The sequence below is a fragment of the Shewanella fodinae genome, assembly GCF_014651955.1.
In the GTDB taxonomy this organism is placed as follows: domain Bacteria; phylum Pseudomonadota; class Gammaproteobacteria; order Enterobacterales; family Shewanellaceae; genus Shewanella; species Shewanella fodinae.
Genome location: NZ_BMXW01000007.1, coordinates 43,467 through 55,385, shown reverse-complemented (window position 1 = coordinate 55,385; position 11,919 = coordinate 43,467). Strand labels below are relative to the sequence as shown.

The 11,919-nt window shown below is 48.3% G+C and carries 18 protein-coding genes; 12 read left to right on the top strand and 6 right to left on the bottom strand.

The window, feature by feature from the left end:
- Positions 1-81: 81 nt before the first annotated feature.
- Complete coding sequence (locus IE064_RS08200) at positions 82-324, top strand: YecH family metal-binding protein (protein WP_189617415.1); 243 nt, start codon at positions 82-84, stop codon at positions 322-324.
- 8 nt (positions 325-332) lie between these two features.
- Here the strand turns inward: IE064_RS08200 and IE064_RS08195 are convergent, their stop codons facing one another.
- From IE064_RS08195 to suhB, 5 genes are all read right to left on the bottom strand, one after another.
- The gene (locus tag IE064_RS08195; RefSeq protein WP_189617414.1) at positions 333-674 is read right to left on the bottom strand and encodes a replication protein RepA; all 342 of its coding nucleotides are present in this window, start codon (positions 672-674) and stop codon (positions 333-335) included.
- Positions 661-1,329: an AAA family ATPase gene (locus IE064_RS08190; protein WP_189617413.1), complete on the bottom strand. Its 669-nt coding sequence runs from the start codon at positions 1,327-1,329 to the stop codon at positions 661-663. The genes IE064_RS08195 and IE064_RS08190 overlap by 14 nt, the downstream gene beginning before the upstream one ends.
- A gap of 70 nt (positions 1,330-1,399) precedes the next feature.
- Positions 1,400-1,702, bottom strand: coding sequence for a PilZ domain-containing protein (locus IE064_RS08185; RefSeq protein ID WP_189617412.1), 303 nt, complete (start codon positions 1,700-1,702; stop codon positions 1,400-1,402).
- Between the two features lie 124 nt (positions 1,703-1,826).
- The gene (locus IE064_RS08180) at positions 1,827-2,231 is read right to left on the bottom strand and encodes a phosphate-starvation-inducible protein PsiE (protein WP_189617411.1); all 405 of its coding nucleotides are present in this window, start codon (positions 2,229-2,231) and stop codon (positions 1,827-1,829) included.
- A 184-nt stretch (positions 2,232-2,415) separates the two neighbouring features.
- Positions 2,416-3,216 carry an inositol-1-monophosphatase gene (gene suhB, locus IE064_RS08175; protein WP_133038676.1) on the bottom strand — a complete coding sequence of 267 codons (801 nt, stop codon included), beginning with the start codon at positions 3,214-3,216 and terminating at the stop codon, positions 2,416-2,418.
- A gap of 147 nt (positions 3,217-3,363) precedes the next feature.
- On the opposite strand from suhB, the gene trmJ reads away from it, so the two are divergent.
- The 11 genes from trmJ (at position 3,364) to ndk (ending at position 11,399) form a co-directional block, all read left to right on the top strand.
- Positions 3,364-4,101, top strand: a complete 738-nt coding sequence (gene trmJ, locus IE064_RS08170) for a tRNA (cytosine(32)/uridine(32)-2'-O)-methyltransferase TrmJ (protein ID WP_189617410.1) — start codon at positions 3,364-3,366, stop codon at positions 4,099-4,101.
- Between the two features lie 13 nt (positions 4,102-4,114).
- Complete coding sequence (gene cysE, locus IE064_RS08165) at positions 4,115-4,936, top strand: serine O-acetyltransferase (protein ID WP_189617409.1); 822 nt, start codon at positions 4,115-4,117, stop codon at positions 4,934-4,936.
- A 192-nt stretch (positions 4,937-5,128) separates the two neighbouring features.
- The gene (gene iscR, locus IE064_RS08160) at positions 5,129-5,590 is read left to right on the top strand and encodes a Fe-S cluster assembly transcriptional regulator IscR (RefSeq protein WP_189617408.1); all 462 of its coding nucleotides are present in this window, start codon (positions 5,129-5,131) and stop codon (positions 5,588-5,590) included.
- An 84-nt stretch (positions 5,591-5,674) separates the two neighbouring features.
- Positions 5,675-6,889, top strand: a complete 1,215-nt coding sequence (locus tag IE064_RS08155; RefSeq protein WP_133038680.1) for an IscS subfamily cysteine desulfurase — start codon at positions 5,675-5,677, stop codon at positions 6,887-6,889.
- A 35-nt stretch (positions 6,890-6,924) separates the two neighbouring features.
- The gene (gene iscU, locus IE064_RS08150) at positions 6,925-7,308 is read left to right on the top strand and encodes a Fe-S cluster assembly scaffold IscU (protein ID WP_133038681.1); all 384 of its coding nucleotides are present in this window, start codon (positions 6,925-6,927) and stop codon (positions 7,306-7,308) included.
- Positions 7,309-7,322: 14 nt separating this feature from the next.
- On the top strand, positions 7,323-7,649 hold the full coding sequence (gene iscA, locus IE064_RS08145; RefSeq protein WP_229799918.1) for an iron-sulfur cluster assembly protein IscA: 327 nt from the start codon (positions 7,323-7,325) through the stop codon (positions 7,647-7,649).
- 26 nt (positions 7,650-7,675) lie between these two features.
- Positions 7,676-8,200, top strand: a complete 525-nt coding sequence (gene hscB, locus IE064_RS08140; RefSeq protein ID WP_189617407.1) for a co-chaperone HscB — start codon at positions 7,676-7,678, stop codon at positions 8,198-8,200.
- 82 nt (positions 8,201-8,282) lie between these two features.
- Complete coding sequence (gene hscA / locus IE064_RS08135) at positions 8,283-10,142, top strand: Fe-S protein assembly chaperone HscA (RefSeq protein WP_189617406.1); 1,860 nt, start codon at positions 8,283-8,285, stop codon at positions 10,140-10,142.
- 8 nt (positions 10,143-10,150) lie between these two features.
- Positions 10,151-10,486 carry an ISC system 2Fe-2S type ferredoxin gene (gene fdx / locus IE064_RS08130; protein WP_133038684.1) on the top strand — a complete coding sequence of 112 codons (336 nt, stop codon included), beginning with the start codon at positions 10,151-10,153 and terminating at the stop codon, positions 10,484-10,486.
- Between the two features lie 102 nt (positions 10,487-10,588).
- Complete coding sequence (gene iscX, locus IE064_RS08125) at positions 10,589-10,786, top strand: Fe-S cluster assembly protein IscX (RefSeq protein ID WP_133038685.1); 198 nt, start codon at positions 10,589-10,591, stop codon at positions 10,784-10,786.
- A 181-nt stretch (positions 10,787-10,967) separates the two neighbouring features.
- Positions 10,968-11,399, top strand: coding sequence for a nucleoside-diphosphate kinase (gene ndk, locus IE064_RS08120; protein ID WP_133038686.1), 432 nt, complete (start codon positions 10,968-10,970; stop codon positions 11,397-11,399).
- A 98-nt stretch (positions 11,400-11,497) separates the two neighbouring features.
- Here ndk and IE064_RS08115 read toward each other — a convergent pair whose 3' ends face one another.
- Complete coding sequence (locus IE064_RS08115) at positions 11,498-11,836, bottom strand: TraR/DksA family transcriptional regulator (protein WP_133038687.1); 339 nt, start codon at positions 11,834-11,836, stop codon at positions 11,498-11,500.
- Between the last annotated feature and the right edge of the window lie 83 nt (positions 11,837-11,919).

The following is an 11,919-nucleotide window of genomic DNA, read 5'->3' as shown; positions in this document are numbered from 1 at the left end:
GCGTTATTGCGCCAAATCAGTGAAATCAGCACAAAAGTAGATATAAGATATATTTTTAATGCTTTTTATCGGAGTGAAAAGATGAGTGACTCGATTCATGGTCATGAAGTACTGCAATTGCTGTTGGAATACCCTCAGGGATTAAGTAAGAGCGAACTACTACTGCAGATGACGCAGCGTTTTGGTGCTGATGCACGTTTTCACACTTGTAGTGCCAGTGACATGGATGCTGAGGCGCTGCTCCAGTTTCTGGCGCAGAAAGGCAAATTTATTGATCGCAGCCAAGGGCTCACCACCGACGCTAGCCTGATTTGCAATCACTGATGAGTCTTTCATTGAGCGGATGGTGGTGTTAGATCTTGCAGCTGCTCCAACAGCTCTTGTTGCTCCGGTTCCGACAAATCAAAGTAGTAGTGAATAAACATTCTAAGCAGCCGGGATTTTGCGATCCCGGTGGACTGAGCTAAATTGTCAAGCTGACGGATGCTAGTCTCACTGAGACTAAAGGTGGCATGACGGAATTTTCGCGGTGCTGTTTTTTTAGGCTTAGCCGATTTCTGCAATTGGCTGGGTTTGCCCTCGGCATAATTGACAGCATCTTCGATGAATTCTTCGATAGACACTTTTTGGGGTTTCTGTTTCTGCTGCTTACGTTTTAAATCAGTTAAGCTCATAAGAGTTTTCCGGCGGAATGGCCAGCAGTTCATCTGCAATTGCCCGGATCTCCTCCGCAGCTTTGCCATCCGGTTCTAGTTCTAAGACTGACGAGCCTTTTTCCTCACTGTCGTCATATATATTGCGACTAAAGGTGACCGCATTGAGTACTCGCAATCCGAAAGATTCCACAACCTCTTTGGCTTCAAGAATGCGCTTGGCCTGCGTTGGCAGCGATGGGCACTGCGTTAGCACTATAGTGGCAACCATTTTAGGATTAACCATTTTACAGGTACTCAGCATATCTTCCATATGGGGCAGCGTTTTCAAATCTCGACGTTTGGGGCGCAACGGGATCACCACATAGGTGGCTACTGACATCGCGGCGCGCATCGCCAAGTTGTCTTGCCCACCGCAATCGACGATAACGTAATCGAAACGTTGGTCAAGGCTCAACAGATCATTGCGTATTTTACCGTAGAGCTGGATGCAGTTTATTGCAGGCAGCGCGGTATCATTATTACGCGCTTGGATCCAGTCGGAGGTGGTTCTCTGGGGGTCGCAATCGACCATCAACACGTTGGCGTTGAACTTCTGGGTAATGTGAACCGCAATATTTTGCGCAAGGCAGCTTTTACCACTGCCACCTTTTTCGCCGCCAACGAGCAGTATCATAGATTTTCTCCCAGAGCATTAGATACTTAGTTGGTAAAGTATAGAACAGTCGGTAAAAATCGTGTGTTTGCTAAAGTAGTTGCAGTGCGATGCGGTGGCTGGTCTCACTCTTGGTGCAACGACATACTTGTCCCTTTACGGTATTCTGGGCATCACCACCGCTGTTAAAGGTCACCTCTATCAAGGCGCCGACCTTAAAAGGCTGGCGATATTCGAACAACAGACCTTTTCGGGACAAATCAACGCAGATTGCAGAATCGGTACACAGTTTTTCATCATTATCTTGCCAGCCAATCCGGACTTCTTCTGCTTCGAGATCTACTCTCAGCGAAGTTCTTCTTTCCTTAAAGCTTTCAACATTATCAGCACCCATAATTGGTTCCTGTGGTAATGGTCATGTGACCCTGCCCGTTAAACATAGCACAGAACAGTTTTTCACCCAGTATCAGACAATAAACAAGCGTGATCAAAAGCCCGGCAAGTAGCCGGGCTTAGACTTAGTTGTCATAATCTTGATTTTTTGGATAGGGCATTTTCAGTTGCCCCCAGCGGATCACCACAACGGTGGTCGCCAGTACCAGCGTTGATAGGGAAACGGCTAATACACGCCAGTCTTCCATCGCTTTCATATCTAAAATCAGGTATCGCGCTAATGCTACAATCGCGATATACAGTGGCATTCGTACCGGCAACTTACCCGACTCAGCATAATTGGCTACCATTGCCAACACTTCCAGATAGATGAACAGCAACAGCAGATCCGCCAACTCTACTGAGCGCATATCAATCAGATGAAAGACTTCCTGACCAATTGCAACTATGGTGGCAATGGCAATCAATAGCAGCACCAGATGCTCGATGGCCTTGAGACTTCTGGAGCCATACTTCCGATATAATTCCATGAAAACTCCGATAAAAATTGAATGGCTCTATTATCGACAAAAGCGAAGTGGCGCGGCATGGGAAAGTGCGTGATATGCTTCACAAATTTTCATATGGTTAATATAGTGGAAAGCATAATCTGTTGTCACAGATAAAAAAAGCCGCCTTACGGCGACTTTTCCGAAGCACTAGCGGGCGACATGTTTACTTAAGCGCTTCGCTCAGCAGTGGGCGGAAACTTTTTACCAACAACGTGGTAGCTTTAGGCCCGCCTGCCACGACATGACCAGATGTTAAGTACTTATAACCACCTGAAAGGTCAGTGACCGTGCCACCAGCTTCACGCACGATCAGATCGCCTGCAGCAATATCCCAGGGTTTAAGACCGATTTCAAAAAAGGCGTCAACACGACCAGCAGCAACATAACACAGGTCCAGCGCCGCCGAGCCAGCACGGCGAATGTCTGCACACATGGCAAAGGTCTCAGCAAACAGCTTCAGATAAGTCTCGGTATGTTGGCGTGCTTTGAATGGAAATCCGGTCGCAACCAGACTATGACTCAAATCAACAGGGTTGTTAACGCGCAAACGGAAATCGTTCAGCTTAGCGCCTTGACCACGAACAGCACTAAACAGCTCATCACGTACTGGGTCGTAAACTACAGCAACTTCGGTTTTGCCTTTGTGTTGTAAGGCGATAGAAACGGAGAAATGGGGCAGGCCTTTAACAAAGTTATTGGTGCCATCCAAAGGATCCACAATCCAAATATAGTCCTGATTCTCACCGCGGTTTTCACCGTTTTCTTCACCAACGATAGTGTGGTCTGGATATGACTTACGGATCTGATAAATAATTGCCGCTTCGGCTTCTTTATCAATATTAGACACAAAGTCATTCAGACCTTTGGCGTCAACCTGGATCCGGTCCAACTCAGAAAAACCACGCATTATAACTTGGCCTGCGGCACGTGCGGCGCGCACACCAATAGTGAGCATCGGATGCATTGCAATCCCCTGGATGTAAAAGAACGAAAAATAACCGGCGCATTATACTCTGCCAGGCCAAGATGGCAACTGCCGAATTTTCTGTCTTAAAAAATTGGGGGATATGGTAATATCCGCCACCTGTTTTTTTGATTCGACATCTATTTCATGCTCAGCAATATTCGTGTGGTGTTGGTGGGGACCACTCATCCCGGAAATATCGGTTCTGTCGCCAGGGCCATGAAAACGATGGGATTATCATCCCTTTATTTGGTTGACCCTCAGGTCGAGCCTGACGGGCAGTCCATCGCCTTGGCGGCCGGAGCGTCCGATATTCTTAAAACATTGGTCAAAGTTGATACGCTGGATGAAGCCATTCATGACTGTGGCCTAGTGGTGGCTACCAGTGCTCGCAGCCGTACGTTGGAATGGCCGGTGCTGGAACCGCGGGAAGCCGCTGAAAAACTAGCGGTGCAGAGCCAGAATGGCGCAGTAGCCATTGTTTTTGGCCGTGAGCGTAATGGTTTGAGTAATGAAGAATTGCAGAAATGTAATTATCATCTGTTGATCCCCGCTAATCCAGAGTATAGCTCGCTGAATTTGGCGCAGGCGGTCCAGATAGTGTGCTACGAAACGCGGATGGCGCATTTACAGCAACTACAGCCACAGACGGCGGAACCCATTGCATATCCGTCTGCTGAAGATCATGAACGTTTCTATGAACATCTGCAGCGTACCTTGCAGGAAACCGGCTTTATCATCAAGAATCACCCTGGGCAGGTGATGCAAAAACTACGGCGTTTGTTTGCCAAGGCGCAAATCGAAACGCAGGAACTGAATATCTTACGCGGTATCCTGACGTCGGTTGAAAAGAAAATAGTCGATAACTCAGGTAATAAAGAGTAGCCGAGGAACTCAAATGGGTGTGATATCAAGAATTAGAGAGGATATTCAATCCATCTACCATCGCGATCCTGCCGCGCGCAGTGCGTTGGAAATCCTGCTCAACTACCCTGGCATGCAAGCCATCTGGATGCACCGTGTCAGTCACAAGCTGTGGATGGCTAAGTTTTATTTTCTGGCGCGTTGTTTATCCACTTTCGCGCGTTGGGCGACCGGGGTTGAAATCCATCCCGGTGCGGTGATTGGCAGACGTTTCTTTATTGACCACGGTATGGGCGTGGTGATTGGTGAAACGGCGGAAATTGGCGATGATTGTACGCTATATCATGGTGTCACCTTAGGGGGAACCACCTGGAAAGCAGGCAAACGTCATCCAACTTTGGGTAACAATGTGGTGATTGGCGCTGGGGCTAAAGTGCTTGGCCCTATTACGATGCATGATGGCGCACGGGTGGGCTCAAACTCTGTCGTGGTAAAAGATGTCCCTAAAGATACCACGGTTGTTGGTATTCCTGGGCGAGCGGTCACCGTTGCTACGCCACAGTCGAAAGAAAAGAGCGAACGGCGTAATGCCATGGCCAAGAAATACGGTTTTGATGCCTATGCGGTGTCGCCAGATAATCCCGATCCTGTGGCAAATGCTATTGGGCAGATGTTAGATCATATGCATTTGATGGACTCTAAAGTGGCTGAGCTGTGTCAGGTCATTCAGAAGATGGGTGGCGCTGTCTGTACCGAAAGATTGCCACAGTTGGATGTGGGGGATTTCTGTGAGGCTGAGTTGGCGGCTGCAGAGAAACGTCAACAAGCACTGGATGCTTTTGATCCGGAAATCTGACTTTTATAGGTAAATGTGAACTCACAGCATTGAATCCTGACGGCTAAAAATGTTAAATATCCGACCAAGCCGTCAGGGTATTCGTAAAGAAATCGGGCCATCACCCTAGTGATAAAGTCGGATTTATAGTTGACTAAATTACTAGGGTATGATGAAATTCAGCCATCTCCAATTAAGAGCTGTGGTGTATCCATGAAACTGACATCTAAAGGTCGTTACGCAGTCACTGCAATGCTGGATGTTGCCATCCACTCGGCTCAGGGACCTGTTCCTCTAGCAGATATCTCTGAGCGACAGGGCATTTCTTTATCTTATCTTGAACAACTTTTTGCCAAACTCAGAAAACAAGGGCTAGTTGCCAGTGTTCGCGGTCCCGGTGGGGGTTATCGTCTTGGACTAGAAGCCAGCGAGATTTCTGTCGGTATGGTAGTGAATGCCGTAGATGAATCGGTTGATGCTACTCGCTGCCAAGGGCAGTCCAACTGTCAAAGTGGTTCACGTTGTCTGACTCATTCTCTTTGGGGAGATTTGAGTAAACAAATTTCTGATTTTTTAAACGGTATCAGTCTTGCGGCATTGATGCAGAAGCGCGATGTGCAATATATCTCCATCAAGCAAGACCAGATGCATCAAGAACAGAGGATCAGTGCCTGAGGCCTGCTCTGTTTAATGCCATAAATAATGATAATTGTACGTTGTATGTAGCCTCGACAGAGACTGCGCAGTACGGAGTGTGTAATGAAACTTCCTATTTATTTGGATTATGCCGCAACAACCCCAGTTGATCCTCGGGTTGCTGCCAAAATGGCACAGTACATGACTATGGACGGAGTATTCGGAAATCCCGCATCCCGTTCTCACCGTTACGGTTGGCAGGCTGAAGAGGCGGTAGATATCGCCCGTAATCAGGTTGCGGATCTGATCAATGCCGATCCCCGTGAAATCGTGTTTACCTCTGGTGCTACCGAGTCAGACAATCTGGCAATCAAAGGTGTAGCGTATTTTTACCAGAAAAAGGGCAAACACATTATTACCAGTAAGACCGAACACAAGGCGGTACTAGATACTTGTCGTCATCTGGAACGTGACGGTTTTGAGGTAACTTACCTCGATCCTGACAGCAACGGTCTGATCCCCTTGGAACGTATTGAGGCGGCGATGCGTGATGACACCATTCTGGTGAGCATTATGCACGTTAATAATGAGATTGGTGTGGTGCAAGATATCGACGCTATCGGTGAGCTGTGTCGCAGCAAAGGCGTTGTGTTTCACGTTGATGCGGCCCAGGGGGCAGGTAAGTTGCCACTGGATGTGCAGCAGACCAAGGTTGACCTGATCTCTATCTCTGGCCACAAAATGTATGGCCCTAAAGGGATTGGTGCCCTGTATGTGCGGCGTAAACCACGTATCCGTCTGGAAGCCCAGATGCATGGTGGTGGTCATGAACGTGGTATGCGTAGCGGCACCTTGCCAACACATCAAATCGTGGGCTTGGGTGAAGCCGCTGCGATTGCTAAAGCAGAAATGGACGCTGATAGCAGCCGTATTCGCTATCTGCGCGACAAGCTGTGGAACGGCATTAAAGACATTGAAGAAACGTATGTCAATGGGGATATGGAACACCGCTTTTGTGGCAGCCTCAATGTCAGTTTCGCCTATGTTGAAGGTGAATCATTGATGATGGCGCTGAAAGACTTGGCGGTATCCTCAGGTTCTGCCTGTACCTCTGCCAGTTTGGAACCGAGCTATGTGTTGCGGGCTCTGGGGTTGAATGACGAAATGGCACACAGTTCAATCCGTTTTACCATTGGTCGTTACACCACAGAAGAAGAGATTGATTATGCGATAGAAACCATCAAGAGTTCTATCGGCAAGCTGAGGGAGATGTCTCCTTTGTGGGAGATGTTCAAGGATGGGGTAGACCTCAACCAGGTGAAGTGGGCAGCCCACTAATTTTCCCAGCAAACAGATGAATTTGGAGCGGTAATATGGCTTACAGTGAAAAAGTAATTGACCACTATGAAAACCCTCGCAACGTAGGCACGTTCGACAAGAATGATCCTTCCGTTGTGACTGGTATGGTCGGGGCGCCAGCATGCGGCGATGTGATGAAGCTGCAACTGAAAATTAATGACAATGGCATTATTGAGGATGCCAAATTCAAAACTTACGGTTGTGGTAGCGCGATTGCTTCCAGCTCGCTGGTCACCGAATGGGTGAAAGGGAAGTCTGTAGAAGAAGCCGCCGCAATCAAGAATACTGATATTGCTGAAGAACTGGCATTACCGCCGGTGAAGATCCACTGTTCAATCCTGGCAGAAGACGCTATCAAAGCGGCGTTGGAAGAATACAAATCCAAGCAACAGAAGTAATGCCGGGAGTTGACATGGCTGCAATATCAATGACGCCTGCCGCGGCGGACAGAGTACGTACTTTTCTGCAAAATCGTGGAAAGGGTATAGGTCTGCGTTTGGGCTTAAAAACCTCTGGCTGCAGTGGTATGGCTTATGTCCTCGAATTCGTAGATGAACTTAACGAAGACGATGAGGTATTTGAGCTGAATGGTGTCAACATTATTGTGGATGCCAAAAGCCTAATTTATCTGCAGGGAATTGAGCTGGATTTTGTCAAAGAAGGTCTCAATGAAGGGTTTAAGTTCAATAACCCAAATGCCAAAGGGGAGTGTGGTTGCGGCGAAAGCTTCACTGTGTAAGCTAGCGCGGTAACCGTAGTACGCTTATGAACTACTTCGAACTGTTTGAGATCCCTCAGCGTTTTGATGTTGATATTGCTGAATTGTCTAACCGTTATCGGGAACTGCAAAAAACTGTGCACCCCGATAAATTTGCTAACGCCGGTGAGCAGCAGAAGTTGTTAGCAATATCAAAAACGGCCCAAGTGAATGATGGCTATCAAACACTGAAAGATCCTATCCGTCGCGCTGAGCATATGCTGTTGCTGCGGGGAGTTGATATCGACAATGAATCAACCACCATGAAAGATAGCGGTTTTTTGATGCAGCAGTTGGAATGGCGCGAAGCTTTGGCTGAATTGCGTGATAGTGACAATATTGACGCAGATATTGCAGCACTGGAAGCTGAATTCACCCAGTATCGACAACAGCTGCTGGATAATCTGAGCAAACAGTTAGTCGATACCCAGGCATCCTCTGCAATGTTGGCAGCAGATCAAGTCAGAAAACTGAAATTCATGGCAAAATTACAAGATGAATTGACGCGCATTCAGGACGCTATGTACGACTAGTCCGTCTCGGGTTTTCTGGCACGAAGCACATTGAATTGGCTCAATATGATTGGGCCATTTTTTTAACGAAGAATGGAACATTATGGCACTTTTGCAGATTGCTGAACCCGGCCAGATGGCCGCACCTCATCAACACAAACTCGCGGCCGGCATTGACTTGGGAACCACTAATTCATTGGTGGCGTCAGTGCGTAGTGGCCAGGCCACAACGTTACCCGACGAGGCTGGCCGACATGCGCTGCCTTCGGTAGTGCATTTTGGCGCTGACGGCTTGACCGTGGGCGAAGCCGCTTTGGCTAATTCAGCACTGGATCCCGAAAATACCATAGTTTCAGTCAAGCGCTTTATGGGACGCTCACTCGTCGACGTACAGCAAGGTGAACAGCGTTTCCCCTATCATTTTGAAGCCAGCGAAAATGGTTTGCCAGTGTTTGTCACCAGTGCCGGTAAAGTGAATCCGGTGCAAGTGTCAGCGGAGATCCTGCGGCCCTTAGTTGCGCGCGCAGAAGCAACCTTGGGGGGCGAACTGGAAGGCGTGGTGATTACCGTCCCCGCCTATTTTGATGATGCTCAACGCCAAGGGACCAAAGATGCGGCCAATTTGCTAGGCATAAAAGTTTTGCGGCTGTTGAATGAACCCACTGCAGCCGCTATCGCTTATGGGCTGGATTCTGGGCAGGAAGGTGTTATTGCTGTTTATGATCTTGGTGGTGGTACCTTCGATATCTCCATCCTGCGACTGAATCGCGGCGTATTTGAAGTGTTGGCAACTGGCGGTGACTCTCGTCTTGGTGGTGATGATTTCGACCATCTGCTAGCGGAGGCATTGCGGCAGCAGATGGGCGTTACTGAACTCAACCGTCAACAGGAGCGCCAGTTGCTGATGGAAGCTCGGCGTGTGAAAGAAGCACTGAGTCAGTCGGATAGTGTAACTGCCGCATTAAAAGTTGCAGAACAACAGTTACAGTGTGACATCTCCCGTAGCGATTTCGATGCGCTTATTCTGCCATTGGTACGTAAGACCATCAGTAGTTGCCGTAAAGCGCTCCGAGATGCCAAGGTTGATGCCAGCGATGTGCTAGAAACCGTCATGGTTGGTGGCTCGACTCGGGTGCCGTTGGTGCGGGAACAAGTGGGTGAGTTTTTTGGTAAACCACCGCTGACCAGCATTGACCCAGACCGGGTTGTCGCCATTGGCGCGGCGATTCAGGCCGATATCCTGGTCGGCAATAAACCCGATTCGGAATTGCTGTTGCTGGATGTGATCCCCTTGTCGTTGGGTATTGAAACCATGGGAGGGTTGGTGGAAAAGGTAGTACCACGTAACACCACTATTCCGGTTGCCAGAGCCCAAGAATTCACCACATTTAAAGATGGTCAGACGGCGATGGCGATCCATGTCGTGCAAGGTGAACGCGAATTGGTGGCTGATTGCCGCTCGCTGGCGCGCTTTACGTTAAAAGGTATCCCGCCAATGGCCGCTGGCGCCGCGCATATCCGGGTGACATTCCAGGTTGATGCCGATGGTTTACTGAGTGTGACCGCTATGGAGAAGTCCACTGGCGTGCAATCTAGTATCCAGGTGAAACCTTCATTTGGGCTTTCTGAAAATGAGATTGCCGGCATGATCAAAGACTCGATGACATATGCCAAGGCTGACATTGAACTGCGTATGCTCACCGAGCAGCGAGTAGAAGCGGCACGGGTAATTGAATCGCTAAACTCTGCCCTGCAGCAGGATGGCAACCTGCTTGCCGCTGAGGAGCGAGCACTAATTGATAACGCGATTAAGGCGTTGGATGTGGCGGCTACCGGTGACAATGCCGATGATATCAAGACAGCGATAGAGAAAGTGGATGCAGTAACCCAGGACTTTGCTGCCAGAAGGATGGATAATTCAATTAAGACCGCACTGAAAGGTCAGTCGGTTGACAAGATATAGGTGAAATCATGCCTCAGATAGTGTTTTTGCCCCATGAGGAGTTATGCCCTGATGGTGCTGTGGTAGAAGCCAAAACCGGTGAATCAATCCTGGATGCGGCCTTGCGCAATGGTATTCAGATAGAGCACGCCTGCGAAAAATCTTGTGCGTGTACCACCTGTCATGTGATTGTGCGCGAAGGCTTCAATAACCTAGAACCGAGTGACGATCTAGAAGACGACATGCTCGATAAAGCCTGGGGACTGGAACCAGAAAGTCGTTTGTCTTGTCAGGCCAAGGTCGCAGATGACGATTTGGTTGTGGAAATTCCCAAATATACGGTGAATCAGGTCAGCGAAGGTTGATAAAATTCTCACAGCCGGTCTAAGACCGGCTTTGTTTTGATGTGGCAAATAACGTCAACGCTATAATGTCATCAGATAGTTATAAGTGAAATTGGAGGTCCTATGTCTTTGAAATGGGTTGACTCGTTGGATGTGGCTCTGGAATTGCTCGAAGCCTATCCTGAGGTAGAACCACAGAACGTGCGTTTTACCGACCTCTATGAGTGGATTCTGGCGCTGGATGATTTTGATGATGATCCCCAGCGGTGTAATGAGCAGATCTTGGAAGCCATTCTGCAATGCTGGATGGATGAAAAGTAACGAAAAATCGTGACGTAAGGTTTTTTAATCCTTCTGCTGCCACATTTAACACGTTAGCTTTGGTGGATTTAGTCGCAAACTCGCATAATCCTTGTAGTTTGTGAGATTGGATTAGGATTTGTCGCCGTTATTGCGTATAATCCGCGCGAATTTTGAAACTCGCTGATTAAGGATCCTAGTCATGGCGATTGAACGTACTTTCTCTATTATCAAGCCTGATGCTGTTGCCAAAAACCACATCGGTGCTATTTACAACCGTTTTGAAAGCGCTGGCCTGAAAATCGTTGCGGCCAAGATGGTACACCTGACCAAAGAGCAGGCTGAAGGCTTCTATGCTGAACACAGTGAACGTCCTTTCTTTGGCGCACTGGTAAGCTTCATGACGTCTGGTCCAATCATGGTGCAGGTGCTGGAAGGCGAAAATGCCGTGGCTGCGAATCGTGAAATCATGGGGGCAACTAACCCAGCTCAGGCTGCTCGTGGTACTCTGCGTGCTGATTATGCTGATAGTATTGACGAAAACGCGGTTCACGGTTCAGACGCTCTGGCTTCTGCCGAACGTGAAATTGCTTATTTCTTCGCTGCTGATGAAATTTGCCCACGTACCCGTTAATTGCTACGAAATAAAAAAAGGCGCTTAAAGCGCCTTTTTTTATTGTTGGAGCAATGACCATTTATTTTAAGATTGTGTTTGTCCATAGGTGACCTGAGTTAATGGCTGAGCCGCAGTTCCTGGCGATGCTCATGGGCATATTGCTCAGAGCAGTGCTGACACCGCTGCTCAGTCGGATCCATAGCCAACCTTTCAGGTTCTATCTCATTTTCACAATCGGCACATAAACCATACAGCCCGAGATCTAACTGACACTGGGCAGCATCCAGTCGATTGAGCCTATTATACAGCGGATGATGGCACAGCTCGGCACCGACCATGGCATCAATGATCTCGCCTATAGACCATTCTGCCCAGTCAGCGTTAAGCTCAGTGATTGCGACTCTGAGATCCTTCTCAATTGCAGACAATCGTTGTCTGATCAGGGAACCACTCACTCTTTACCGCCTTTTGCTTGCTTATGGACCTATTAGTCTAATTGGCAATGGTGGGTCAACTATGATGCGGATCAAATCCGCTT

Bases quoted from the DNA above. Each gene is read 5' to 3' on its own strand.
- cysE (WP_189617409.1), top strand. From the start codon at position 4,115: ATGGGTGTGATATCAAGAATTAGAGAGGATATTCAATCCATCTACCAT.
- trmJ (WP_189617410.1), top strand. From the start codon at position 3,364: ATGCTCAGCAATATTCGTGTGGTGTTGGTGGGGACCACTCATCCCGGA.
- iscA (WP_229799918.1), top strand. From the start codon at position 7,323: ATGGCTGCAATATCAATGACGCCTGCCGCGGCGGACAGAGTACGTACT.
- IE064_RS08180 (WP_189617411.1), bottom strand. From the start codon at position 2,231: ATGGAATTATATCGGAAGTATGGCTCCAGAAGTCTCAAGGCCATCGAG.
- iscX (WP_133038685.1), top strand. From the start codon at position 10,589: ATGTCTTTGAAATGGGTTGACTCGTTGGATGTGGCTCTGGAATTGCTC.
- suhB (WP_133038676.1), bottom strand. From the start codon at position 3,216: ATGCATCCGATGCTCACTATTGGTGTGCGCGCCGCACGTGCCGCAGGC.
- hscA (WP_189617406.1), top strand. From the start codon at position 8,283: ATGGCACTTTTGCAGATTGCTGAACCCGGCCAGATGGCCGCACCTCAT.
- IE064_RS08185 (WP_189617412.1), bottom strand. From the start codon at position 1,702: ATGGGTGCTGATAATGTTGAAAGCTTTAAGGAAAGAAGAACTTCGCTG.
- IE064_RS08200 (WP_189617415.1), top strand. From the start codon at position 82: ATGAGTGACTCGATTCATGGTCATGAAGTACTGCAATTGCTGTTGGAA.
- iscR (WP_189617408.1), top strand. From the start codon at position 5,129: ATGAAACTGACATCTAAAGGTCGTTACGCAGTCACTGCAATGCTGGAT.
- fdx (WP_133038684.1), top strand. From the start codon at position 10,151: ATGCCTCAGATAGTGTTTTTGCCCCATGAGGAGTTATGCCCTGATGGT.
- ndk (WP_133038686.1), top strand. From the start codon at position 10,968: ATGGCGATTGAACGTACTTTCTCTATTATCAAGCCTGATGCTGTTGCC.
- IE064_RS08195 (WP_189617414.1), bottom strand. From the start codon at position 674: ATGAGCTTAACTGATTTAAAACGTAAGCAGCAGAAACAGAAACCCCAA.
- IE064_RS08190 (WP_189617413.1), bottom strand. From the start codon at position 1,329: ATGATACTGCTCGTTGGCGGCGAAAAAGGTGGCAGTGGTAAAAGCTGC.
- iscU (WP_133038681.1), top strand. From the start codon at position 6,925: ATGGCTTACAGTGAAAAAGTAATTGACCACTATGAAAACCCTCGCAAC.
- IE064_RS08155 (WP_133038680.1), top strand. From the start codon at position 5,675: ATGAAACTTCCTATTTATTTGGATTATGCCGCAACAACCCCAGTTGAT.
- hscB (WP_189617407.1), top strand. From the start codon at position 7,676: ATGAACTACTTCGAACTGTTTGAGATCCCTCAGCGTTTTGATGTTGAT.